We start from the raw sequence: 24,459 nt of genomic DNA on the forward strand, positions 1-24,459 counted from the left end.
CAGCCACAACACCGCCGTACACAGGGGCCCGGCGAGGTGCTCCTGAACGCAGAAAAGCCCCGCACCATGAGGTGCGGGGCTTTCCCACAATGATTGTTCGGCGGCGTCCTACTCTCCCACAGGGTCCCCCCTGCAGTACCATCGGCGCTGAAAGGCTTAGCTTCCGGGTTCGGAATGTAACCGGGCGTTTCCCTAACGCTATGACCACCGAAACTCTATGAAGTTGAACTCAACCGGAAAATGGGAGTTCGTTACTTCAGAACTAACACAGTGGACGCGAGCAACTGAGGACAAGCCCTCGGCCTATTAGTACCGGTCAGCTCCACCCATTACTGGGCTTCCACATCCGGCCTATCAACCCAGTCGTCTACTGGGAGCCTTACCCTCTCAAGGAGGTGGGAATACTCATCTCGAAGCAGGCTTCCCGCTTAGATGCTTTCAGCGGTTATCCCTCCCGAACGTAGCCAACCAGCCATGCCCTTGGCAGGACAACTGGCACACCAGAGGTTCGTCCGTCCCGGTCCTCTCGTACTAGGGACAGCCCTTCTCAATATTCCTACGCGCACAGCGGATAGGGACCGAACTGTCTCACGACGTTCTAAACCCAGCTCGCGTACCGCTTTAATGGGCGAACAGCCCAACCCTTGGGACCGACTCCAGCCCCAGGATGCGACGAGCCGACATCGAGGTGCCAAACCATCCCGTCGATATGGACTCTTGGGGAAGATCAGCCTGTTATCCCCGGGGTACCTTTTATCCGTTGAGCGACGGCGCTTCCACAAGCCACCGCCGGATCACTAGTCCCGACTTTCGTCCCTGCTCGACCCGTCGGTCTCACAGTCAAGCTCCCTTGTGCACTTACACTCAACACCTGATTGCCAACCAGGCTGAGGGAACCTTTGGGCGCCTCCGTTACCCTTTGGGAGGCAACCGCCCCAGTTAAACTACCCATCAGACACTGTCCCTGATCCGGATCACGGACCGAGGTTAGACATCCAGCACGACCAGAGTGGTATTTCAACGGCGACTCCACCATGACTGGCGTCACGGCTTCAAAGTCTCCCACCTATCCTACACAAGCCGAACCGAACACCAATATCAAACTGTAGTAAAGGTCCCGGGGTCTTTCCGTCCTGCTGCGCGAAACGAGCATCTTTACTCGTAGTGCAATTTCACCGGGCCTATGGTTGAGACAGTCGAGAAGTCGTTACGCCATTCGTGCAGGTCGGAACTTACCCGACAAGGAATTTCGCTACCTTAGGATGGTTATAGTTACCACCGCCGTTTACTGGCGCTTAAGTTCTCAGCTTCGCCCTGTCGAAACAGAGCTAACCGGTCCCCTTAACGTTCCAGCACCGGGCAGGCGTCAGTCCGTATACATCGCCTTACGGCTTCGCACGGACCTGTGTTTTTAGTAAACAGTCGCTTCTCGCTGGTCTCTGCGGCCACCCCCAGCTCAGGAGGAAAACTCCATCACCAGGCGTGGCCCCCCTTCTCCCGAAGTTACGGGGGCATTTTGCCGAGTTCCTTAACCATAGTTCACCCGAACGCCTCGGTATTCTCTACCTGACCACCTGAGTCGGTTTAGGGTACGGGCCGCCATGAAACTCGCTAGAGGCTTTTCTCGACAGCATAGGATCATCCACTTCACCACAATCGGCTCGGCATCAGGTCTCAGGCTATGTGCTGTCCGGATTTACCTGGACAACGCCCTACACCCTTACCCCGGGACAACCACCGCCCGGGCTGGACTACCTTCCTGCGTCACCCCATCGCTTACCTACTACCACCTTGGGTCAGCGGCTCCACCACTTTCCATTCCCCGAAGGGTCCGGAACGGCTTCACGGCCTTAGCATTAATGGGCTCGATATTGGGCGTTTCAAAGCGGGTACCGGAATATCAACCGGTTGTCCATCGACTACGCCTGTCGGCCTCGCCTTAGGTCCCGACTTACCCTGGGCAGATCAGCTTGACCCAGGAACCCTTAGTCAATCGGCGCACACGTTTCTCACGTGTGTATCGCTACTCATGCCTGCATTCTCACTCGTGAACCGTCCACAACTCGCTTCCGCGGCTGCTTCACCCGGCACACGACGCTCCCCTACCCATCACAGCACCCGTTGGGGCTTATTGCTGCAATGACACGACTTCGGCGGTACGCTTGAGCCCCGCTACATTGTCGGCGCGGAATCACTTGACCAGTGAGCTATTACGCACTCTTTCAAGGGTGGCTGCTTCTAAGCCAACCTCCTGGTTGTCTCTGCGACTCCACATCCTTTCCCACTTAGCGTACGCTTAGGGGCCTTAGTCGATGCTCTGGGCTGTTTCCCTCTCGACCATGGAGCTTATCCCCCACAGTCTCACTGCCGTGCTCTCACTTACCGGCATTCGGAGTTTGGCTAAGGTCAGTAACCCGGTAGGGCCCATCGCCTATCCAGTGCTCTACCTCCGGCAAGAAACACACGACGCTGCACCTAAATGCATTTCGGGGAGAACCAGCTATCACGGAGTTTGATTGGCCTTTCACCCCTAACCACAGGTCATCCCCCAGGTTTTCAACCCTGGTGGGTTCGGTCCTCCACGAAGTCTTACCTCCGCTTCAACCTGCCCATGGCTAGATCACTCCGCTTCGGGTCTTGAGCGCGCTACTGAATCGCCCTATTCGGACTCGCTTTCGCTACGGCTTCCCCACACGGGTTAACCTCGCAACGCACCGCAAACTCGCAGGCTCATTCTTCAAAAGGCACGCAGTCACGACCCATTGGGTAAACCCAATGAGCGACGCTCCCACGGCTTGTAGGCACACGGTTTCAGGTACTATTTCACTCCGCTCCCGCGGTACTTTTCACCATTCCCTCACGGTACTATCCGCTATCGGTCACCAGGGAATATTTAGGCTTAGCGGGTGGTCCCGCCAGATTCACACGGGATTTCTCGGGCCCCGTGCTACTTGGGTGTCTCTCAAACGAGCCGTCAATGTTTCAGCTACGGGGGTCTTACCCTCTACGCCGGACCTTTCGCATGTCCTTCGCCTACATCAACGGTTTCTGACTCGTCTCACAGCCGGCAGACTGTGAAAGAGAGATCCCACAACCCCGCATGCGCAACCCCTGCCGGGTATCACACGCATACGGTTTGGCCTCATCCGGTTTCGCTCGCCACTACTCCCGGAATCACGGTTGTTTTCTCTTCCTGAGGGTACTGAGATGTTTCACTTCCCCTCGTTCCCTCCACATGCCCTATGTGTTCAGGCATGGGTGACAGCCCATGACGACTGCCGGGTTTCCCCATTCGGAAACCCCCGGATCAAAGCCTGGTTGACGGCTCCCCGGGGACTATCGTGGCCTCCCACGTCCTTCATCGGTTCCTGGTGCCAAGGCATCCACCGTGCGCCCTTAAAAACTTGGCCACAGATGCTCGCGTCCACTGTGTAGTTCTCAAGCAACGACCAGCCACCCATCACCCCATCCGACAAGCAGATGAGTGCACTGGGGCCGGCATCGCGAAGATACAAACCTTACGGCCGTACCCTCAGACACCCAACAACGTGCCAAGCACGATCTTTTGGTTCATCGTCACGTTCCACGCCGAAGCAGTACTGGTGAAGTGATCCTCAAGATCGTGCCAACTAATCAACGTTCCACCCATGAGCTGACCGTGCAGAACGTTTGCCTGCAATCGGTACTGTGCTCCTTAGAAAGGAGGTGATCCAGCCGCACCTTCCGGTACGGCTACCTTGTTACGACTTCGTCCCAATCGCCAGTCCCACCTTCGACAGCTCCCTCCCACAAGGGGTTGGGCCACCGGCTTCGGGTGTTACCGACTTTCGTGACGTGACGGGCGGTGTGTACAAGGCCCGGGAACGTATTCACCGCAGCAATGCTGATCTGCGATTACTAGCAACTCCGACTTCATGGGGTCGAGTTGCAGACCCCAATCCGAACTGAGACCGGCTTTTTGAGATTCGCTCCGCCTCACGGCATCGCAGCTCTTTGTACCGGCCATTGTAGCACGTGTGCAGCCCAAGACATAAGGGGCATGATGACTTGACGTCGTCCCCACCTTCCTCCGAGTTGACCCCGGCGGTCTCCTGTGAGTCCCCATCACCCCGAAGGGCATGCTGGCAACACAGGACAAGGGTTGCGCTCGTTGCGGGACTTAACCCAACATCTCACGACACGAGCTGACGACAGCCATGCACCACCTGTATACCGACCACAAGGGGGGCACTATCTCTAATGCTTTCCGGTATATGTCAAGCCTTGGTAAGGTTCTTCGCGTTGCGTCGAATTAAGCCACATGCTCCGCTGCTTGTGCGGGCCCCCGTCAATTCCTTTGAGTTTTAGCCTTGCGGCCGTACTCCCCAGGCGGGGAACTTAATGCGTTAGCTGCGGCACCGACGACGTGGAATGTCGCCAACACCTAGTTCCCAACGTTTACGGCGTGGACTACCAGGGTATCTAATCCTGTTCGCTCCCCACGCTTTCGCTCCTCAGCGTCAGTAATGGCCCAGAGATCCGCCTTCGCCACCGGTGTTCCTCCTGATATCTGCGCATTTCACCGCTACACCAGGAATTCCGATCTCCCCTACCACACTCTAGCCTGCCCGTATCGGATGCAGACCCGGGGTTAAGCCCCGGGCTTTCACACCCGACGTGACAAGCCGCCTACGAGCTCTTTACGCCCAATAATTCCGGACAACGCTTGCGCCCTACGTATTACCGCGGCTGCTGGCACGTAGTTAGCCGGCGCTTCTTCTGCAGGTACCGTCACTTTCGCTTCTTCCCTGCTGAAAGAGGTTTACAACCCGAAGGCCGTCATCCCTCACGCGGCGTCGCTGCATCAGGCTTTCGCCCATTGTGCAATATTCCCCACTGCTGCCTCCCGTAGGAGTCTGGGCCGTGTCTCAGTCCCAGTGTGGCCGGTCGCCCTCTCAGGCCGGCTACCCGTCGTCGCCTTGGTAGGCCATTACCCCACCAACAAGCTGATAGGCCGCGGGCTCATCCTTCACCGCCGGAGCTTTCAACCAGCTCCCATGCGGAAGCCGGTGTTATCCGGTATTAGACCCCGTTTCCAGGGCTTGTCCCAGAGTGAAGGGCAGATTGCCCACGTGTTACTCACCCGTTCGCCACTAATCCACCCCGAAGGGCTTCATCGTTCGACTTGCATGTGTTAAGCACGCCGCCAGCGTTCGTCCTGAGCCAGGATCAAACTCTCCGTGAATGTTTACCCGTAATCGGGTGACACTCGCGTTGAGCGGGACAGTCAGGCCGGAATAGGGCCGACTGTCCACAGCGTCCTCGCTGTGTATGTTGCCTACCCGCCACAAGGGCCGGCAGGACTTTCAAAGGAACCTCGCCATCCGAAGATGGACGGGGTATCAACTAATCTGGCGTTGATTTTTGGCACGCTGTTGAGTTCTCAAGGAACGGACGCTTCCTTTGTACTCACCCTCTCGGGCTTTCCTCCGGGCTTCCCTTCGGTGTTTCGTGTTTCCAGCTTAGCAGATCCGATTTTCCGTTTCTGCCACCCGCTGGAGTGGGCTGCGGGGTCTGGAATTCACTTTCGTGCTTTCCGTTCCCGGCGGGGTTGAACACTACCAGGCTTTCTCGGTCCCCCCGACCACGTCCCTGCGAGCATGCAGAGGTGTAGACCACTGGGGTTAGGATCTGGCTTGATAGGTGCTGCCGACCCGCGACTCAAGGCCGCGTTGGGGTCAGGCAGGAGTACGACAGTACATCCCACCGTCAGTAGAGGCAAATCGTTGCCGGTAGTCCCTAGCTCCGCCCAACTGGTACGTCTCGTGCGGAACCGGGACTTCCTATGACATACGCTTCTGAACAGTACGCCGTCCAGGACAGGTAGTGACGGCGCCACACAATCTCCGCCCCTGGGAGGCTTCCCATGACAACCGTGACGTCGCCGCTTGCTGGACGCGCCATCGGTCTCGCCGCAGTTCCCGACCCGGTCTTCTCCGGTGCGATGGTCGGTCCCGGTACCGCCATCGATCCCGTGCGTGAGCCCTCGGAGGCGGTGTCCCCCATCGACGGGGTCGTCGTCTCCATGCACCCGCACGCCTTCGTCGTCGTCGACAGCGAGGGACACGGTGTGCTCACCCACCTCGGCATCGACACCGTCCAGCTGAACGGCGAGGGCTTCGAGCTCCTCGTCAAGAAGGGCGACACCGTCCAGCGCAACCAGCCCGTCGTGCGCTGGGACCCCTCCGCGGTCGAGGCCGCCGGCAAGTCCCCCATCTGCCCCATCGTGGCCCTGGAGGCCACCTCGGACTCGCTCTCCGACGTCGCCGTCGACCAGGACGTGAAGGCCGGCGACCAGCTCTTCGGCTGGCACTGAGCCGGTCCGTCCTCGTGACGACGACCGCGGGTTCGACATTCAACGCGGCGGCAGAGGCCGTCGCTCTATCGGAGACGGGTGAGATGGAGACAACGCTGCGAGGCGTCGGCGTCAGCCACGGTGTGGCGATCGGCGAGGTCCGGCACATGGGCACGGCGGTTCTCGAGCCGCCGGCCAAGCAGATTCCGGCGGACGAGGCGGAGCGCGAACAGGGGCGCGCCCGTCAGGCCGTCGAGGCTGTCGCCGCCGACCTCAACGCGCGCGGCAACCTGGCCGGCGGTGAGGCGCAGCACGTGCTGGAGGCCCAGGCGATGATCGCCCAGGACCCGGAGCTCATCGCCGATGTGGACCGCCGGATCGCCGTGGGCAGCACGGCGGAGCGCGGTATCTACGACGCCTTCTCGCACTACCGCGAACTGCTCGCGGGTGCCGGTGAGTACATGGCGGGGCGGGTCGCCGACCTCGACGACGTGCGGAACCGGATCGTGGCGCGGCTGCTCGGTGTGCCGATGCCGGGTGTGCCGGACAGCGACGAGCCGTACGTGCTGATCGCCCGGGACCTGGCGCCCGCCGACACGGCGCTGCTCGACCCGGCGCTGGTGCTCGGGTTCGTGACCGAGGAGGGCGGGCCGACCAGCCACAGCGCGATTCTCGCGCGGGCGCTGGGTGTACCGGCCATCGTGGCGCTGCCGGGTGCGGGTGAGCTCGCCGAGGGCACGATGATCGCGGTCGACGGTTCGACCGGCGAGCTCTTCGTGGACCCGAGCGAGGAGAAGAAGGCGGAGCTGACCGCGGCCGCCGCGGCGCGCAAGGCCGCGCTCGCGACGTCCAGCGGTCCGGGCGCGACCTCGGACGGTCACAAGGTGCCGCTGCTCGCCAACGTCGGTGGTCCCTCGGACGTGCCGGCGGCGGTGGAGGCCGGTGCCGAGGGCGTCGGTCTGTTCCGTACGGAGTTCCTCTTCCTGGACGACAGCAAGAACGCTCCGTCCGAGGAGAAGCAGATCGAGGCGTACCGCAAGGTGCTCGAGGCGTTCCCGGAGGGCCGGGTGGTCGTGCGGGTGCTCGACGCCGGTGCCGACAAGCCGCTGGACTTCCTGACGCCGGTGGACGAGCCGAACCCGGCGCTCGGTGTCCGGGGTCTGCGCTCACTGCTCGACCACCCGGAGGTGCTGCGGACGCAGCTGACCGCGCTGGCGAAGGCGGCCGAGGGGCTGCCGGTGTACCTCGAGGTCATGGCGCCGATGGTGGCCGACCGTACGGACGCGAAGGCCTTCGCCGACGCGTGCCGTGAGGCGGGGCTGCGGGCGAAGTTCGGTGCGATGGTCGAGATTCCCTCGGCGGCGCTGCGGGCGCGCTCGATCCTGCAGGAGGTGGAGTTCCTGTCGCTGGGCACCAACGACCTGGCGCAGTACACCTTCGCGGCCGACCGTCAGGTCGGTGCGGTGTCGCGGCTCCAGGACCCGTGGCAGCCGGCGCTGCTCGACCTGGTGGCGCTGTCCGCCGAGGCGGCCAAGGCCGAGGGCAAGAGCTGTGGTGTCTGTGGTGAGGCCGCGGCCGATCCGCTGCTCGCCTGTGTGCTGACGGGTCTGGGTGTCACCTCTCTCTCCATGGGTGCCGCTTCGATTCCTTATGTGCGGGCGACGCTGGCCAAGTACACGCTGGCGCAGTGTGAGCGGGCCGCCGCCGCGGCGCGTGCGGCGGACACGGCGCACGAGGCGCGCGTGGCCGCGCAGGCGGTGCTGTCCGGGGAGTAGTTCCCGGGGTGTGCGACGAAGGGGCTTTCCGTCACCGAGGTGGCGGGGAGCCCCTTCGGCGCTTCCGGGGTCAGTGGTGGCCGGTCTCGTCCTCGGCGGGGTCGGGGGCGAGGGGGAAGCCGGCCCGGTGGTCGACGCCCGGTTCCGGGGAGAGCGGTTCTCCGGTGCGGGCGTCGGTGCAGTAGGCGGCGAAGACCTCGGCCTCGGTGAGGGGGGTGAGGGTGTCGCCGGTGAGGCGCCAGCCGTGGAGGCGGTCGCGGTCGCCGGGGGTGCTGGTGCGCAGGACGAGTCCGCCGGGTGCGCGGAGGGCGATGCCGGCGGCGAGGACGGCGGTGAACTCGGCCGCGGTCGCGTCGTCGGCGGCGGCGTAGGGGGCGGTGCCCGCGTCGGGTCGGGTGGGGGCGTGGGTGTGGAGGGCGGCGACGAGTTGGTCGTCGGCGGCGGAGACGCTGCAGACGAGGTGGTGGGTGCCGGGGCCGGCGGCGTCGAGGAGGCGGTGGAGGAGGCGGGCGGCCCGCTCGAAGGCGGCCTTGCCGATGTCCTTGCCGCAGGTGGCGCAGTCTCCGGCGGTGGCGAGGACGGTGGTGGCGTACTCCCAGGTGGCGTGGCGGACGGCGGTGTCGACGAGCTCGGGCAGGAGGCTGCTGAGGGGCTGCCCGGTGTAGGTGACCCGGGCGCCGGTGGCGCCCAGGTGGGCGGTGAACCGGCTGCGGCTGGTGGGGTGGTCGGGGTCGAGGGCGGTCTCGGCGCAGTAGGCCGCGTACTCCTCGGGGTCGAAGAGGGTGACGGTGGTGTGGCCGCCCTGGGTGGCGAGGGTGCGCAGGAGTGCCTCGACCTGCCGGAGGTAGGTGGGGTGGTCGTCGAAGGCGAAGGTGCGGTAGCGGCGCATGGCCGTGAAGTCGTGCTCGTCGGCGAGGAGGCCGACGGTGCTGGGGACTTCGCGGCGCAGGGCGCGGCGGAGGTGGGTCTGGGTGGTTCCGGTGCGTGTCATGTCTCCCCCTGGTGACGCTCCGATCAGTGCTCACTCACCGTAACCTTCGCCACTGACAGTGACGGTTCGGGGAGGCGTCGGAGGACGAGCCGGTTCTGGGCGGCGGTGGTGGCGACGAGGACGGCGCCCAGGACGGGCCAGGCCAGGGGGCCGGCGGAGACGAGGCCGGTCATGAGGAGGGGGCCGACGAAGCGCTGGGTGGACTGGGCCAGGCCGTGGACTCCGAGATAGGCACCCTGGGCGTCGTCGGGGGCGAGGGCGACGGAGATCTCCCAGGAGGCGATGGTGTGGATCATCTCGGCGAAGGTGAGGGCGACGGCCGTGGTGATCAGCGCGGCGATGGCGAGGGTCCGGCCGCCGAGAGCGGAGACGGCGAGGGCGAGCGTGCCGACGGCGAAGAGCCCCGCGAGGGGGACGAGCAGGCGGCGGGCGGCCTCGGTGGAGGTGCCGAAGCGCGCGAGCGGCACCTGGAAGAGCACGACGAGGGCGCTGTTGGCGACCATCAGGAGCGGGGCGAGGCCGACGGGGGCGTCGGTGGCGTGGACGATCCAGAGCGGGAGGGCGACCTGGAGGACCGAGTCGTGGAGGAAGAAGACCGAGTCGGCCGCGGTGAAGCCGAGGAAGCTCCGGTCGCGCCAGGGGTTGGAGGGTTTGGCCGTGGGGGCGGGGTCGGTGGACGCGGCGGCGATCCGGGAGGTGGCGGGGGCCGGGGGTTCGGCGCAGCGGAGGGTGAGGGCCGCGATCACGACGTACGAGAGGGCGTCGCCGATGAGGAGGAGGTGGAAGGCGGTGGTGGTGCCGACGGCGAGGGCGGCCGCGGCGCCGAGGCCGCCGAGGGTCCAGCCGATGTTGGAGGTGGTGCGGTTGATGGCCTGGTAGCGGATGCGGTCGGGGCCGGCGACCCGGGCCGCGTAGAGCTTGGTGAGGACGTTGGTGGCGCGGTCGGGCAGGGCGCCGACGGCCGAGAAGAGGACGAGTAGCAGGTAGTCGTCGGTGGTGAGGAGGGCGAGGAGGGCGGCGGCGCGCAGGAGTTGGCTGCCGATGAGGACGCGGACGAGGGGGAAGCGGTCGGCGAGGCGGCCGCCGAGGGGTGCGCCCGCGATGCCCGCCGCTCCCGAGACGGCGAGGAGGAGGCCGACCTGTCCGAGGTCGAGGCCGGTGACGAAGGTGAAGTAGAGGGCCGTGGCCGTGGCCCAGAGGCCGGTGCCGCATTTGTCGATGAAGCCGATGAGGAGCATGCGGCGGCCGTCGGGGCCTCCGGGGATGCGGTCTTCGAGGGTTTTTCGGGCGGATCGGGCGGTGCGGCTCAACGGGTCCCCCTTGCGAACTGCTTTGTATTGATACATACTTGATTACGTGGCAGCACAATATGCGATCGAGGGCACGACGGCCAAGGGGATTGCCGCGTCCGTAGAGCGGGGCGTGACCGAGGGTGGACTCGCCCCGGGCGACGCCCTGCCTCCCGTACGCCGGCTCGCGGACGATCTGGGGGTGAGCCCCGGGACGGTCGCGACGGCGTACAAGGAACTGCGGCAGCGGGGCCTGATCGTCACGCGGGGCCGCGGCGGGACCGTCGTCGCCGAGGTGCCGTCCGTGGCCTCACGGCGGCCGCCGCGCGTCCCCGAAGGGCTCACGGACCTGGCCGGCGGCCATCCGGACCCGGCCTTCCTCCCCGTACTGCGTCCCCCGGCGGCGGTCACCCCGGTGTACGGGTCCCATCGCGCGGCGCCGCGCCTGGCGGCGCTCGAAGAGGCGACCCGGCGGTGGTTCGAGCGGGACGGGGTGCCCGCGCGGCACGTGACGTTCGCGCACGGGGCGCTCGACTGCATCGCCCGGCTCCTCTCCACGGAGCTGCGGCCGGGGGACGCGGTGGCCGTGGAGGATCCCGGTTTCCACCATCTGCTCGACCTGGTGCCCGCGCTGGGCCTCCGGACGGTCCCGGTGACCGTGGACGACGAGGGACTCGTACCGGAGTCGCTGCGGACGGCGTTGCGCGGCGGGGTGCGCGCGGTCGTGTGCAGTCCCCGCGGCCAGTGCCCGACCGGGGCCTTCTTCACCCGGCGGCGGCGGGACGAACTGGTCGCGGTGCTCCGGGAGTTCCCCGAGGTGCTGGTCGTCGAGGACGATCACAACGCGGAGGTCGGCGGGGCGGCGGCACACACCCTCGCGGCCGCCGGGCTCGACCGGTGGGCGCAGGTCAGGACCGCGTCGAAGCACCTCGGGATCGACCTGCGATGGGCCGGGGTCGCCTGCGACGCGGTGACCCTCGCGCGGCACGACGGACGGATGCTGATGACCTCGGGCTGGGTCAGCCATGTGCTCCAGGAGATGGTGGCCGATCTGTTCGGCGACGCGGAGGTCCGCGCGCTCGTGGCGGCCGGGGAAGCGGTGTACTCGGAACGGCGCGCGGCCCTCATCGGGGCGCTCGGGGCGTACCGGATCCGGGCGGTCGGGGCGAGCGGTCTCAACGTGTGGGTGCCGGTGCGCGACGAGTCGGCGATCGTCAACGGGCTGCGGACGCACGGCTGGTGGGTGGCCGCCGGGGCACGGTTCCGAATCGCGGCGCCGCCCGCCGTACGGATCACCACGGCGACGCTGGCACCGGGCGACGCGCCGCGCCTGGCCGCGGACTTCGCCGAGGTCCTCGGTGACGGGCAGGCGACGTACGGGGGTTGAGGGGGGGGACGCGCGAACGCTCCGGGGAGGGTGTGTCCTCCCCGGAGCGTTCGGTGTCGCCGGGCGTCGTCGGTCGGGGCGCTGATCGGGTCGTCGGCCGCGTGGCCGAGTCGTCGGTCAGGCCGCCGGCTCAGCGGGTCCGGTAGGCGTGCGTCTGGGTCTGCGTGAGGGTGTTGCCCTCGGTGTCGGTGAGTTCGGCGCGGAGGGAGACCGTGCCGCCCGGGCCCGGGTTACGGAAGCCGGCCCGGCCGTCGGTCACGGGGACGCGCGTCCAGGTGGCGCCGCCGTCGGCCGACATCGACACGGCGAGCGACCGGACGCCGGTCCTGGCGGCCTCGCCCTGGACGGTGACCGGAACCCGGACCAGGGCTCCCGCCGGGGCGGTGCCGTCGAGGTCCAGGGCGGGGGCGAAGCGGACGGTGCTGAGCGGCAGCGCGGCCGGGCGGGGCGCCGCGGCCGAGGTGAACGTCCAGGAGGCGGTGACGCGGCCGCTCGCCGGAGTGCCGTCGCCGCGGGCCGCGGTGGCGGTCAGCCGGTACGCGGCGCGCCCGGGCGTGGTGGTGAACGCGGCCCGGCCGGGCTCGCCCTGCCGGGTGCCGACGAGGACGCCGTCGCGGTGGAGGGTGGTGGTGGCGCCGTGGAAGCGCGGGGCGGACGGCACGTGGCCCTCGCCGTCGGCGAGCAGCGGAACGTCGACGGAGAGGGTGTCGCCGTCGCGGACCGCGGCGGGCCGGGCGCCGGGCGCCTGGTCGAGGGCGGGGCCGAAGACGGCGTTGTCGAAGGTGTGGGTGGTGGTGGCACCCGCGCGGACCGCGAAGTCGTTCGCCGCGTAGCGGTTGGGCGGGGTGTCGGGGGCGGCGGGGCCCGCGTATCCGACGTCCCAGCGGCCTCGTTCCGGGGTCACCAGGAAGGTCGCCGTGCCGGGCAGCGGGAGGGGCTGGACGAGACCGACGGTGGGCCCGGCGCTGGGCTGGATGTCCACGAAGCCGGTGCCGGCCGCGCCTCCCGGGGCGGCGCCGCGGACCTTGACGGTGGCGAGGCTCGCGGCGGCGGGGTGGCGGACCAGGCCGGTCAGGGCACGCGCGGAGGTGAAGGTGTAGCCGAGCGCGTAGTCGGCGCGGGCGCCGGACCAGTAGGTGTCGATCCACTCCTTGACGGAGCCGGACTCGGCGCTGGGGCCGAGGTGGGCCACGCGCAGGCCGGCGCTCGACATCATGATGTTCGCGGAGCGTGTCGTGCCCTCGTGGGTGGCCTCGACGAACGCCATGCTGTGCAGGTACCGGGCGCCGGAATCCGGCGGGCGGACGTCCACCGGCGCGGTCGTCCGGGCGTCGACGGTGACCGACATGTCGTGGTCCAGGTCCAGTCGGGGCTGGACGATCCAGTCCGTTCCGGCGGCCGCGTCCGCTCCGTTCAGGGTGGAGTCGAGCAGGTAACGGCCCTTGGGCAGCCGGACGGTGACCGTGCCGGAGGCGTCGTAGGGCGAGGCGGAGGCTTCGGCGCCGGGCCCCGAGATCCCGGTGACGTTCGTCCGGTAGCCGCCGGTGGCGGTTCCGGCGCGGTCGAGGTGGCGGATCGTCAGCGTGTACGTCTCCGGAGCCGCGGCGGACGCGGTCGCCACCGGGGGCAGGGCGGAGAGGGAGGTGCCCGCCACGACGCCGGCCAGGGCCAGGGCGCGCAGGAGCGTCCGGCGGGCCGGGCGGGAGGTGCCGGTGCCGGTGTTCGTCGGGCCGGCGGTCGGGTGGGGTGTCGATGAATCGTTCATGCCCAGCACTGCGCGCGGCGGGCCGGGCGTTCCCGTGACCTGGACCACATCGGGACGGGGTTGCCGGGAGGTGTGGCGCGGGTCACGGGAACCCGGACGAACCACCGCCCAGTGCCAGATGTGCAATCACCTATGAGAGATCGTTTCCGCGCCGGGGACCCCTCCGCGCTCGGCGAGGCGTACGACGAGCACGCGCGCGTGCTCCACCACTACGCCTACCGGGTGTGCGGCGACCGGACGGCGGCCGAGGACGTCGTCTCCGCCGTGTTCCTCGAAGCCTGGCGCTGTCGCGGGAAGGTGCACGCCGAGGGCGGCAGTCTGCGGCCCTGGCTGCTCGGCATCGCGACCAACATCATGCGCGGCGCCGCGCGGGAGGCCCGGCGGCGGGACGCCGCCCTCGCCCGGCTGCCGGAGCGCGGCGTCCTGCCCGACTTCGCCGACGACGTCCTCACCCGGATGACGGACGGCGAGCAGATACGGGCGGCCCGCGCCGCCCTCGGCAAGCTCCGGCGGCGTGAGCGGGAGGTCTTCACGCTCGTGGTGTGGGCCGGGCTCGACTACGCCGCCGCCGGGGAGGCGCTGGGGATTCCGGTCGGAACGGTACGGTCCCGGCTGTCCCGGGCCCGCGAACGCCTCCGGAAGCTCGCCGACGCCGAACTGCGGGCGGCCCGGAGGCAGGAACGCGCGGCGGCCACGGCGGTCCGGACGGCGCCCGGGGCGAGCCGCACGGCGCCCACGCCTGCGGACCGGACGAGGACCGGGGTGGGCGGCGCGGGCAGGGTGGCCGGCCCTGCGGCGGAAGCCGCGGAAACCGTCCGCGCCGCCGAGCGCGGCCCCGTGGGCGTCGCCGGGCGTGGTCCCGTGGGTGACGGCGGCCCGGGGGTCAGTGCCGGTTCCGGCGTCGGTGGGGAGGCGGGTCCCCCTCCCTTTGATGCCGGTCGTGGCCGGTGTGTCGTCCGTCCCGCCCTTGTGGCCCGATCGAATCCGGAGAACCAGGCATGAACGCCTCCACCCCCCGTACGCCGCGCCCCGACCGGGCCCACGCGGACGCACTGCTGACAGCCGAGCTCGCCGAGCTGCTGCCCCCGCCGCCCGTGCCAGGACCCGACCCTGAGCGGGACCGGGAGTTGCGGCACACCGTGCTGCGGACCGCGCTCGCCGCCGGCGGCGGGCCCGCGGCCCGGCCGGCCCGTCGCGGGTTCCGGGCCGGCTGGATCGCGGCGCCGCTGACCGCCTGCGCGGTCGTGGCCGGTGCCGTCGTACTCGCCCCCCAGGACGCGCCGCCCGGGTCGCCGAGCCGGATCTCGGCCGGTCAGCAGGCCTCGCCCGAGGCCGTACAGGTGCTGTCCCGGGCCGCGTTCGCCGCGGCCGCCGCTCCCGCGCCGAACGTCCGGCCCGACGGGTACGTCTACGTCAGGAGCCTCGTCGCGCACGCCGGGCGGGACGCCTCCGGCGGGGCCGCGCGACTGCCGGAGGCGCACGCGCGCGAGGTGTGGCTGTCGGCCGACGGCAGCCGCCCCGGGCTGCTGCGCGAACCCGGCACGGCCGACAGCCCGCTGGGCGCGCCGCTGCCCGTGTACGAACTGGACCACCGGGGGGCCACGCCCCGGCGGACGACCGTCCGGGCGGAGCCGCCCTCCGTCACCAACCCGACGCACGCGTACGTGGCGACGCTTCCGACGGACCCCGAGGCGCTGTTGCGGTTGATCCGTGACCAGACGGGCCGGTCGGCGGGCGATCCGGACCAGCGGGCGTTCACGGCGATCGGGACGCTGCTCGCGGAGACCTGGGCTCCCCCGAAGGTCACCGCCGCGCTGTACGAGGCGGCGGCCCGGATCCCCGGAGTGACCGTGCTGCCGTCCGCGAAGGACGCGGCGGGCCGGGAGGGCGTCGCCGTGGCCCGTACCGCGCACGGCGAGCAGACCCAGTGGATCTTCGACCGGACGACCTCGGCGTTCCTCGGGGAGCGCACGGTCGTCGTCGGGGCGACGTCCGCCGGGCCGGCTGGCACCGTGCTCGGGGTCTCGGCCGTGCTCGCCAAGGCGGCCGCCGGCGCTCCCGGGGTGGTGCCGGGGGCGTGAGAGGAAAAGGGGTGCCCCGGCCGTGCGGCTGGGGCTCCCCTCGCGTGCGCCGGGTCAGCCCCGGCGGGCGGCCGCCAGGGTCTCGTAGAAGTGCAGCAGGCCGAGGTCGTCGACGGAGCCGGCGTTCACGGCCTTGGCGAGCGGCGTGCCCTGGAGGAGCCGCTTGACCGGGACCTCGATGCGCTTGCCCGTCAGGGTGTGCGGGACGCCCGGGACCTCGATGATCTCGTCGGGGACGTGGCGCGGGGACAGTTCGGTGCGGATGGTCCCCTTGATGCGGGCGATCAGCTCCTCGTCGAGGGTGGCGCCCTCCACGAGGTGGACGAAGAGCGGCATCCAGTAGCCGCCGTCCGGCTCCTCCAGGCCGATGACGAGGGACTCGCGGATCTCCGGGAGCCGCTCGACGGCCTCATAGATATCGGCGCTTCCCATCCGCACGCCCTGCCGGTTCAGGGTGGAGTCCGAGCGGCCGTGGATGACGACCGAACCGTGGTCGGTGATCGTGATCCAGTCGCCGTGCCGCCAGACCCCCGGGAACATCTCGAAGTAGCTGTCGCGGTACCGGCTGCCGTCGGGGTCGTTCCAGAAGTGGATCGGCATGGACGGCATCGGGTTGGTGACGACCAGCTCGCCGACCTCGCCGATCACGGGCTTGCCGGAGGGGTCCCAGGCCTGGAGGTCCGTGCCGAGGCCCGCGGCCTGGAGCTCGCCGATGTGGACCGGCAGGGTGGGGACGGCGCCCGCGAAGCAGGAGCAGACGTCGGTGCCGCCGCTGACGGAGGCGATCCAGAGGTTCTCGCGGACCTCGTCGTGCAGCCAGCGGAACCCGTCGGGGGGCAGCGGGGAGCCGGTGGTGGCCACGCACTTCACGGCCGAGAGGTCGAAGTCGCGGCCGGGGTGCACGTCCGCCTTGGCGCAGGCCATCACGTACGCGGCGGAGGTGCCGTAGAGGGTGGCGCCGGTGCGCTCGGCGACGCGCCACTGGGCGGCGGTGTCGGGGTAGCCGGGGCTGCCGTCGTACAGGACGACGGTGGTGCCGGTGAGCAGGCCGGAGACGAGGAAGTTCCACATCATCCAGCCGGTGGAGGTGTACCAGAAGAACACGTCGTCGGGGCCCAGGTCGCAGTGCAGGCCCAGCTGCTTGACGTGCTCGACGAGGATGCCGCCCTGGGACTGGACGATCGCCTTCGGCAGGCCCGTCGTGCCGGAGGAGTACAGGACCCACAGCGGGTGCGAGAACGGGACCTGCTCGTAGACCGGCTCGACGTCGGCGGCGACGAGGTCGTCCCAGGCGAGGGTGCCCTCGGGGGCCGGGGTGCCGAGCAGCGGGACGTGGACGACCGCGCGGAGGGTGGGAAGCTCGGCGCGCAGTTCGGCGACGGTGTCGCGGCGGTCGTGCTCCTTGCCGCCGTAGCGGTAGCCGTCGACGGTGAAGAGGACGACCGGCTCGACCTGCTGGAAGCGGTCGAGGACGCTGCGGGCGCCGAAGTCCGGGGCGCAGGAGGTCCACACGCCGCCGACGGCCGCGGTCGCGAGGAGCGCCACGACGGACTGCGGGACGTTGGGCAGGTAGCCGCTGACGCGGTCGCCCGGCCGGACGCCGAGGGCGCGGAGTTCGGCGGCGAGGGAGCCGACCTGGCGGCGGAGTTCACCCCAGGTGGTCGGCACCGGGTCATGTGTTTCGTCCACATGGAGCAGGGCCGTGTCATGGGGGCGCTCGTCGGCGGCGCGCAGGGCGTGCTCGGCGTAGTTGAGGGTGGCCCCGGGGAACCAGTCGGCGCCGGGCATGGACCGGTCGCCGAGGACGCGCTCGTACGGGGTGGAGAAGCGGATGTCGAACCACTCGACGACCGCCTGCCAGAAGGCTTCGAGCTCGTCGACCGACCAGCGGTGGAGCGCCGGGTACCCGCCTTCGGCCGGGGCTCCGTGGTGTTCGGCGGCCCAGGCCTGGAATCGGGTGACGGCGGCCGTGGCGATGCGTTCCTCGTCCGGCTGCCAGAGCGGCTCGGTCTGCGCTGATGTCATTGGGGCGGCTCCCTGGCTGTTACGCGGGGTCGGCGTGTGTCCCGCGCACGTGCTGGGGTGTGCGCGTGACGCGGCTGACAGGACGATGCCATGTGATCGTCTTTCGCACCAGGGCTGCCCGCCCATGGTCAGGGAGTTGAATATGTGCTCCCACCACGGGTGAACGCCAGTTGAACGGAGCCTGTTCCGCCCCGGGCGGATGGCAGTCTGAGCTGCATGGACGGTCGTGAACTGCTGCGTTCGATGAAGGTGTTCGGCTCGGTGCGGGGATTGCGGACGGTGCGGGCGGCGTGGCGGCAGCGCCGTACGGACGCGTGGGGGCTGCCGCCGAGGGGCGCGGAGCGGGCCCGGGTGCCCGGGCTCGCGACGGGCGCGGAGGCCGCGCCCGGTGGCGGGACCATCCGGTTCGCCCGGTCGTCGCTGCGGATCGGCGTGTCGTCGGGCGGCACCGTGTTCTGGGGCTGGGACGGCGCCGAGCCGCTTCCGTCGTACGCCCTGGCCGGTGAGGCGCCCGAGCCGGACCTGCGGGCCACCCTGGAGCCGGACACGGACGGCGGCTGGCGGATCGTCTCGGAGCGGGTGACGGTGGCGGTCTCCCGGCACGGGGCCGTGGAGATCCGGACGCCGGGAGGCGTGATGCTCCGCCGTGACCTGCCGCCACGCTGGTGGGAGCCGGTGGCGGAGGCGGGTGCGAAGGGGGACTCGGCCCGGTGGGTGCAGCGGAGTGAGGTGCCGGCGGACGCGCGGTTCTTCGGGCTCGGCGGGCGGTCGGCCGGGCCGCGGCTCCGGGACGGCTCGTACCGGCTCTGGAACACCGACCCGAAGGGCAGCTTCGGTCCCGGGGACGATCCGCTCTACGTGACCATGCCGGTGCAGTTCGTCGTCTCCGACGCCGGGACGCACCTGGCCTTTCACGACAACTCCTGGGACGGCCGGGTCACCCTCGCCGAGGGCGAGGAGGGCGCCGGGTCGGGGCACGACCGGCCGGGGACCTGCGAGGTCCGCATGGGCGGCGGGCCGCTGCGCTGCTGGGTGGTCGTCGGCACCCCCGCGCGCGTGCTGCACGGCTGGGCGGCCCTGACGGGCGCCCCCGCGCTGCCGCCGGCCTGGGCGCTCGGGCCGCAGCACGCGCGCTGGGGCTTCGGCAGCGAGCGGGAGGTGCGCCGGGTCGTGGCCGGCTACCAGGAGCGGGGGCTGCCGCTGTCCGCGGTCCACCTGGACATCGACCACTACGACGGCCACCGGGTCTTCACCGTCGACCAGGAGCGGTTCCCCGACCTTCCGGGGCTCGCGAAGGAGCTGCGGGAACAGGGCGTGCGGCTGGTGTCCATCGTGGACCCGGCGGTGAAGGCGGAGCCCGGAAACGCGGTCTACGACAGCGGGCGGGCGGCCGGGGCCTTCGTCAGGGACGCGCGCGGCGACGAGGTCCACGGGGAGGTGTGGCCGGGCGAGTGCGCCTATCCGGACTTCACCGACCCCGCCGTACGGGAGTGGTGGGGCGAGCTGTACGAGGAGCGGCTCCGGCAGGGCTTCGCCGGGGTGTGGCACGACATGAACGAACCGGTGTCCTTCGCGGCCTTCGGCGACATGACGCTGCCGCGCTCGGCCCGGCACGACCTGGACGGGCGCGGCGGTGACCACCGCGAGGCGCACAACGTGTACGGGCTCACCATGGCGCGGTCCGGGTACGAGGGCCTGCGCCGCCTGCGGCCCGACGAACGGCCCTTCCTCTTCTCGCGTTCGGGCTGGGCGGGCATGCAGCGGTACGGGGGCACCTGGTCCGGCGACGTCTCCACGGGGTGGCCGGGGCTGCGGGCCTCGCTCGCCCTGGTCCTCGGGCTCGGACTGTGCGGCGTGCCGTACTCGGGCCCGGACGTGGGCGGTTTCGACGGCAGCCCGACGCCCGAGCTGTTCCTGCGCTGGTACCAACTGGGGGCGTGGCTGCCGCTGTTCCGCACGCACGCGGCGATCGACGCGGGGCGGCGCGAACCGTGGGAGTTCGGTCCCGAGGTCCTGGAGCACGCGCGCGTGGCACTGGCCGAACGGGAGCGGCTGCGCCCGTACTTCACGACACTGGCCCGGCTCGCCCGGATGACCGGCGCGCCGTACGTGCGGCCGCTCTGGTGGGGGACGCCCGAGGACCGGGTGCTGCGGGACTGCGAGGACGCGTTCCTGCTCGGCGACGCGCTGCTCGTCGCGCCGGTCCTGAGCCGGGGCGCCGACCGGCGTGCGGTACGGCTGCCGCGCGGGCGCTGGTACGACACGGCGACGGGGCAGGCGTACGAGGGTCCCGGCCAGGTGCTGCTCGACGCGCCGCTCTCCCGCGTGCCGGTCCTGGCGCGGGCCGGAGCGGTGCTGCCGGTGCGCGGCGAGGACGGCGAGCTGGCCCTGGAGGTGTGGGCGCCCGCCGCCGGGCGGACGGGCGGCGGGCTCGTCGTACGGGACACCGGGGACGGCTGGGAGCCGGCCGAGATCGAGCGCTACCAGTCGCGGCTGGTGGACGGGCGGGTGGTCGTGGAGCGGGTGACGGACGAGGGGGTGGAGGCGACGGGGCTGCCGGTGCGGGTGCGGGGACGGTGAACCCGTGGGGCCCCTCGCGCTCAGGCTTCCCCGGCGCCGGGGCCTTGGCCGTACTCCCCCGCGAACCACTTGCGTACCGCCGTCGTGTGGAGCGGGAAGGCCAGTTCCCCGGGTGCGTGGAGCACGTGGTGGCCGTTGGTCTCGTCCGTCGGGGTCGAGGGCGGGAGTGCGGTGACCGGGCGGGGCGGGAGCAGGCCGAAGAGGAGGAGGTGGCCGGCCGGGGAGCTCATCGCGTCGGCGAGGGCCACCTCCTCGGCAGCCGCGACGATGCCGGTCTCCTCGCGCAGCTCGCGGGCGACGGCTGCGCGCCAGTCCTCGCCGTGGTCGATGAAGCCGCCCGGCAGGGCGACCCTGCCCGCCGCGGGCTCGATGGTGCGGGTGATGACGACGAGGCCCGTGCCCGTCCCGTCCGTGACGGGGAGCAGGGCGACGGCGACGGGCAGCGGGTTGCGGTAGGCGGTGTGGCCGCAGGCCGGGCAGGTGCGGGGCCAGCCGGCCTCGGCGGGATGGGCGGCGCCGCACGCGGTGCAGTGGTACGCCGGGCGCGCGGTGGCGTGGGAGTCCTTCACGGCCCGACCGTATGCGATCACCCTTTCCCGGCGCTGCCGGAACTGGTAGACGGGTGCGCATGACAGGACTTGGTTCCGCTTTCCGTACCCTCGTCGTCGCGGCCGCGGCCGGGCTGCTCGCCGTCACGGGCGCCGTCGCCGCCCCCGCTCCCCCGGCCTCGGCCGCGCCCGAGCCGAAGGCGCCACGGGAGTTCGTGGCGCTCGGCTCCGTGGACCGGACGATCGTCCAGGAGATGCGCTACTCGACGCCGCACAACTTCGTGGGCGAGCCGGTGGACGGCTACCGGCAGCCGCTCTGCATCCTGACCCGGCCCGCCGCCGAGGCGCTGCACCGGGCGCAGCTCCGGCTGCTCGCCCGGGGCTACACGCTGAAGGTGTACGACTGCTACCGGCCGCAGCGGGCGGTCGACCACTTCGTGCGCTGGGCGAAGGACCTGGAGGACGAGCGCATGAAGGGGGAGTTCTATCCGCTCGTCGACAAGTCGAGGCTGTTCGCGGACGGTTACATCGCGGAGAAGTCCGGGCACAGCCGGGGCTCGACCGTGGATCTGACGATCGTGCGGCTGCCGGCCGTGCCCACGCGCGCGTACGTGCCGGGCGAGGAGCTGACGGAGTGCTACGCCCCCAGGGCGGAGCGGTTCCCGGACAACTCCGTGGACATGGGGACCGGGTACGACTGCTTCGACACGCTCTCGCACACGGACGACCCGCGGATCCAGGGCGAGCAGCGGGCCAACCGGCAGCTGTTGAAGGGCGCGCTCGTCGAGCAGGGGTTCGTGAACCTGCCGGAGGAGTGGTGGCACTTCACGTTCAAGCCGGAGCCGTTCCCGAGCACGTTCTTCGACTTCCCGGTGGCGCGGCGGTCGGTGGCCGGGCACTGAGTCTTCCGTGCGCCGGTTCCCCCGTGCCACACTCCTGACGGTTCGTCAGATCAGGGTGGGCACGGGAGGTCCCGATGGCACGGACGCGCAGACCGGTGGTGACCGGGTGGTTCACCGACGACCGCGTACCGGAGGCGGAGTTCCGGCTGCTCGGCACCCGGTGCACCGCCTGCGCGTCGGTCTTCTTCCCGCGCGCCGACGACGGCTGCCGCAACCCGCGCTGCCCCGGTGGCGGCGAACTCACCGAGGTCCCGCTCTCGCCGCGCGGCCGGGTCTGGTCGTACACCGACGGGCGCTACCGCCCGCCCGCCCCCTACGTCTCCGATCCGGACGCGCCCTGGGAGCCGTACACCCTCGTGGCCGTCGAGCTGGCGGCCGAGGCGATGGTGGTCCTCGGGCAGGCCGCGCCCGGGGTGACCCCCGCGGATCTGGACATCGGGACGGAGGTCGAACTCGTCCCCGGCGTCCTCAACGAGGACGACGAGCACATCTGGACCACCTGGAACTGGCGGCCGGTGACGCCGCGCGAGCGGGAGGAGCGGTCGTGAACGACATCGCCGTCCTCGGGGCCGGGATGCACCCCTGGGGCAAGTGGGGGCGGAGCTTCGTCCGTTACGGAACGGCCGCCGCCCGCGCCGCCCTCGCCGACGCGGGTCTGGACTGGACGGACGTCGGCTCCGTCGTCGGCGCCAACACCATGCGCTGCGGATACCCGGGATACGTGGCCGGGGCGACCTTCGCCCAGGCCCTCGGGTGGCAGGGGGCACGCGTCACCAGCGTGTACGCCGCCTGCGCCTCGGGCGCCCAGGCCATCGGGACCGCCAGGACCCAGATCCTGGCCGGCCTCGCGGACGTCGTCCTGGTCGTCGGCGCGGACGCGACGCCCAAGGGCTTCCTCGCCCCGGCCGGCGGCGAGCGACCCGACGACCCGGACTGGCTGCGCTTCCGGGTCCTCGGGGCCACCAACCCCGCGTACTTCGCGCTCTACGCGCGCCGCCGGATGGCCCTGTACGGGGACACCCCCGAGGACTTCGCCCAGGTGAAGGTGAAGAACGCGGCGGCCGGCGCGCTCAATCCGCTGGCCCGCTACCGCGCGCGGGTGAGCGCCGACGAGGTCGCGGCCTCCGCCGTCGTCGCCGATCCGCTGCGGCTCCTCGACATCTGCGCCACCTCGGACGGCGGCGCCGCGCTCGTGCTGTCCAGCATGGAGTTCGCGCGCCGCCACGGGCACCCCGATCCCGTGCGGGTCCGGGCCGTGTCGACGGTCTCCCCCACGTACCCCAAGACGGTGCTCGACCTGCCCGACATCGCGACGGACTCGGCGGTGGCGCTCCCGCCCCCTCCGCACGGCTTCCGCGCCTCCATCGCGCGCGCCGCCTACGAGGAGGCGGGGCTCGGCCCCGAGGACCTGTCCCTGGCGGAGGTGTACGACCTGTCCACCGCCCTGGAACTGGAGTGGTACGAGGACATCGGGCTGTGCGCGGCGGGCGAGGGCGCCAAGCTGCTCCGGGAGGGGGCGACCGCGCTCGGCGGCCGGCTGCCCGTCAACACCAGCGGCGGACTCGCCTCCTTCGGGGAGGCGGTGCCCGCCCAGGCGATCGCGCAGGTCTGCGAGCTGACCTGGCAGCTGCGGGGCACGGCGGGCGACCGGCAGGTGCCGGGGGCACGCGCCGGCATCACCGCCAACCAGGGCCTGTTCGGGCACGGGTCGGCGGTGGTGGCGGTCCGCTGAGACGGGCTCGGCGGGCGGGATATCAGGGGGCGGCCGTCGCGTGGGTCCGGTCCGCCAGGACCAGGGCGTGCTCGACGACGGCCACCAGGACGTTCTTCACGGACTCGCGGTCCCGGGCGTCGCACATCAGCAGCTCCACCTCGGGATCGAGGTCGAGCGCCCCGCGCACGCTCTCGGCGGGGAACCGCCGGGCGCCCTCGAAGCAGTTGACCGCCACCGTGAACGGGATGCCGCGCCGCTCGAAGTAGTCGATGGCCGCGAAGCTGTCCTCCAGGCGGCGGGTGTCCGCCAGGACGACCGCGCCGAGGGCGCCCTGCGCCAGCTCGTCCCAGAGGAACCAGAAGCGGTCCTGGCCGGGGGTGCCGAACAGGTACAGGACGAGGTCCTCGCGGAGGGTGATCCGGCCGAAGTCCATGGCGACGGTGGTGGTCGTCTTGGTCTCGACCCCGTGCAGGTCGTCGACGGGACGCCCCGCCTCGCTCAGGATCTCCTCGGTCCGCAGCGGCCGGATCTCGCTGACCGCGCCCACCAGCGTCGTCTTGCCGACCCCGAACCCGCCCGCGACGAGGATCTTCAGGGTCACCGGCTCGACGTACGGCTTCTTGCGGCTAGAGCGCCCGAAGGCCATTGATCACCTCGCGGAGAATGCTCACGTCCGGCAGCTCGGCCGGCGGAACGGGGCGGGTCACATGGACGAGTTCGTCCTCGACGAGGTCGCCGACGAGCACCCGGACCACCCCGACGGGGAGGTCGAGTCCTGCGGCGAGCTCGGCGATCGACTGGGGCTGCTCGGCGCAGCGTTCGACGATCTCCACGTGCTCGGGGGAGAGCGTTTGGTCCCGGCCGGGGTCGTCGGCGGCGGGCTCGGGCACGACCAGCGCGATCAGGTCGAGCCGGTGGCGGGTGGCGGCGCTCGTCCGGCCGCGGGTCATCGCGTACGGACGGACCACCGGTCCGGCCTCGTCGTCGAACCAGTGGTGGTGGCCCGGGGCGGGGCCGCCCTGATCCTGGGGGTTCAGCTGGTCGCGCTCGACTGCGTCACTCATGCCG

16 protein-coding genes and 3 rRNA genes are annotated in these 24,459 nt (G+C 70.3%); 9 read left to right on the top strand and 10 right to left on the bottom strand.

Annotated elements, in window-relative coordinates; all coding sequences use genetic code 11:
• Window positions 1-95 precede the first annotated feature (95 nt).
• The 3 genes from rrf to DEJ43_RS04770 all read right to left on the bottom strand — a co-directional run bounded on the left by rrf (window position 96) and on the right by DEJ43_RS04770 (window position 5,224).
• Window positions 96-212: ribosomal RNA gene (gene rrf, locus DEJ43_RS04760) — 5S ribosomal RNA — on the bottom strand.
• A gap of 74 nt (window positions 213-286) precedes the next feature.
• Window positions 287-3,410, bottom strand: a 23S ribosomal RNA gene (locus DEJ43_RS04765).
• Window positions 3,411-3,698: 288 nt separating this feature from the next.
• Window positions 3,699-5,224 (bottom strand): 16S ribosomal RNA (locus DEJ43_RS04770).
• Together the 16S, 23S and 5S rRNA genes form the textbook arrangement of a ribosomal RNA operon.
• A 681-nt stretch (window positions 5,225-5,905) precedes the next feature.
• On the opposite strand from DEJ43_RS04770, the gene DEJ43_RS04775 reads away from it, so the two are divergent.
• On the top strand, window positions 5,906-6,355 hold the full coding sequence (locus DEJ43_RS04775) for a PTS sugar transporter subunit IIA (RefSeq protein ID WP_015032180.1): 450 nt from the start codon (window positions 5,906-5,908) through the stop codon (window positions 6,353-6,355).
• A gap of 83 nt (window positions 6,356-6,438) precedes the next feature.
• Window positions 6,439-8,109: a phosphoenolpyruvate--protein phosphotransferase gene (ptsP, locus tag DEJ43_RS04780; RefSeq protein ID WP_015032181.1), complete on the top strand. Its 1,671-nt coding sequence runs from the start codon at window positions 6,439-6,441 to the stop codon at window positions 8,107-8,109.
• Window positions 8,110-8,179: 70 nt separating this feature from the next.
• Here the strand turns inward: ptsP and DEJ43_RS04785 are convergent, their stop codons facing one another.
• Window positions 8,180-9,100: a hypothetical protein gene (locus DEJ43_RS04785; RefSeq protein ID WP_015032182.1), complete on the bottom strand. Its 921-nt coding sequence runs from the start codon at window positions 9,098-9,100 to the stop codon at window positions 8,180-8,182.
• A gap of 23 nt (window positions 9,101-9,123) precedes the next feature.
• Window positions 9,124-10,410, bottom strand: a complete 1,287-nt coding sequence (locus tag DEJ43_RS04790; protein ID WP_272482078.1) for an MFS transporter — start codon at window positions 10,408-10,410, stop codon at window positions 9,124-9,126.
• A 46-nt stretch (window positions 10,411-10,456) separates the two neighbouring features.
• Between DEJ43_RS04790 and DEJ43_RS04795 the strand changes: the two genes are divergently transcribed.
• Window positions 10,457-11,776, top strand: a complete 1,320-nt coding sequence (locus DEJ43_RS04795) for an aminotransferase class I/II-fold pyridoxal phosphate-dependent enzyme (RefSeq protein ID WP_015032184.1) — start codon at window positions 10,457-10,459, stop codon at window positions 11,774-11,776.
• A 130-nt stretch (window positions 11,777-11,906) separates the two neighbouring features.
• On the opposite strand, the gene DEJ43_RS04800 is transcribed toward DEJ43_RS04795, so the two are convergent.
• Window positions 11,907-13,541, bottom strand: a complete 1,635-nt coding sequence (locus DEJ43_RS04800; RefSeq protein ID WP_051026018.1) for a hypothetical protein — start codon at window positions 13,539-13,541, stop codon at window positions 11,907-11,909.
• Window positions 13,542-13,673: 132 nt separating this feature from the next.
• Here DEJ43_RS04800 and DEJ43_RS04805 point away from each other — a divergent pair, with 132 nt between their 5' ends.
• Both DEJ43_RS04805 and DEJ43_RS04810 read left to right on the top strand, forming a co-directional pair.
• On the top strand, window positions 13,674-14,543 hold the full coding sequence (locus tag DEJ43_RS04805; protein WP_106433680.1) for an RNA polymerase sigma factor: 870 nt from the start codon (window positions 13,674-13,676) through the stop codon (window positions 14,541-14,543).
• Entirely contained in the window at window positions 14,540-15,622 is a 1,083-nt protein-coding gene (locus tag DEJ43_RS04810) for a CU044_5270 family protein (RefSeq protein WP_015032187.1), read from the top strand. The genes DEJ43_RS04805 and DEJ43_RS04810 overlap by 4 nt, the downstream gene beginning before the upstream one ends.
• 54 nt (window positions 15,623-15,676) lie before the next feature.
• Here DEJ43_RS04810 and DEJ43_RS04815 read toward each other — a convergent pair whose 3' ends face one another.
• Complete coding sequence (locus DEJ43_RS04815; RefSeq protein ID WP_015032188.1) at window positions 15,677-17,647, bottom strand: acetoacetate--CoA ligase; 1,971 nt, start codon at window positions 17,645-17,647, stop codon at window positions 15,677-15,679.
• Between the two features lie 216 nt (window positions 17,648-17,863).
• On the opposite strand from DEJ43_RS04815, the gene DEJ43_RS04820 reads away from it, so the two are divergent.
• Entirely contained in the window at window positions 17,864-20,227 is a 2,364-nt protein-coding gene (locus DEJ43_RS04820) for a glycoside hydrolase family 31 protein (RefSeq protein WP_015032189.1), read from the top strand.
• Between the two features lie 20 nt (window positions 20,228-20,247).
• Here DEJ43_RS04820 and DEJ43_RS04825 read toward each other — a convergent pair whose 3' ends face one another.
• Window positions 20,248-20,796 (bottom strand): NUDIX domain-containing protein, encoded by a 549-nt coding sequence (locus DEJ43_RS04825; protein ID WP_233447924.1) that lies wholly within the window; start codon window positions 20,794-20,796, stop codon window positions 20,248-20,250.
• 59 nt (window positions 20,797-20,855) lie between these two features.
• On the opposite strand from DEJ43_RS04825, the gene DEJ43_RS04830 reads away from it, so the two are divergent.
• The 3 genes from DEJ43_RS04830 (at window position 20,856) to DEJ43_RS04840 (ending at window position 23,409) form a co-directional block, all read left to right on the top strand.
• A complete protein-coding gene (locus DEJ43_RS04830) occupies window positions 20,856-21,677 on the top strand; it encodes a M15 family metallopeptidase (protein ID WP_015032191.1) in 822 nt (273 codons plus the stop codon).
• A 74-nt stretch (window positions 21,678-21,751) separates the two neighbouring features.
• Entirely contained in the window at window positions 21,752-22,225 is a 474-nt protein-coding gene (locus DEJ43_RS04835; protein ID WP_015032192.1) for a Zn-ribbon domain-containing OB-fold protein, read from the top strand.
• A gap of 26 nt (window positions 22,226-22,251) precedes the next feature.
• Window positions 22,252-23,409, top strand: a complete 1,158-nt coding sequence (locus DEJ43_RS04840; protein ID WP_041663657.1) for a lipid-transfer protein — start codon at window positions 22,252-22,254, stop codon at window positions 23,407-23,409.
• A gap of 22 nt (window positions 23,410-23,431) precedes the next feature.
• Here DEJ43_RS04840 and DEJ43_RS04845 read toward each other — a convergent pair whose 3' ends face one another.
• Both DEJ43_RS04845 and DEJ43_RS04850 read right to left on the bottom strand, forming a co-directional pair.
• Complete coding sequence (locus tag DEJ43_RS04845) at window positions 23,432-24,037, bottom strand: GTP-binding protein (protein WP_015032194.1); 606 nt, start codon at window positions 24,035-24,037, stop codon at window positions 23,432-23,434.
• The gene (locus tag DEJ43_RS04850) at window positions 24,018-24,455 is read right to left on the bottom strand and encodes a DUF742 domain-containing protein (protein WP_041662116.1); all 438 of its coding nucleotides are present in this window, start codon (window positions 24,453-24,455) and stop codon (window positions 24,018-24,020) included. Before DEJ43_RS04850 ends, DEJ43_RS04845 begins: the two co-directional genes overlap by 20 nt.
• Between the last annotated feature and the right edge of the window lie 4 nt (window positions 24,456-24,459).

Origin of the sequence: Streptomyces venezuelae ATCC 10712, from assembly GCF_008639165.1 — a bacterium.
Lineage (GTDB): Bacteria > Actinomycetota > Actinomycetes > Streptomycetales > Streptomycetaceae > Streptomyces > Streptomyces venezuelae.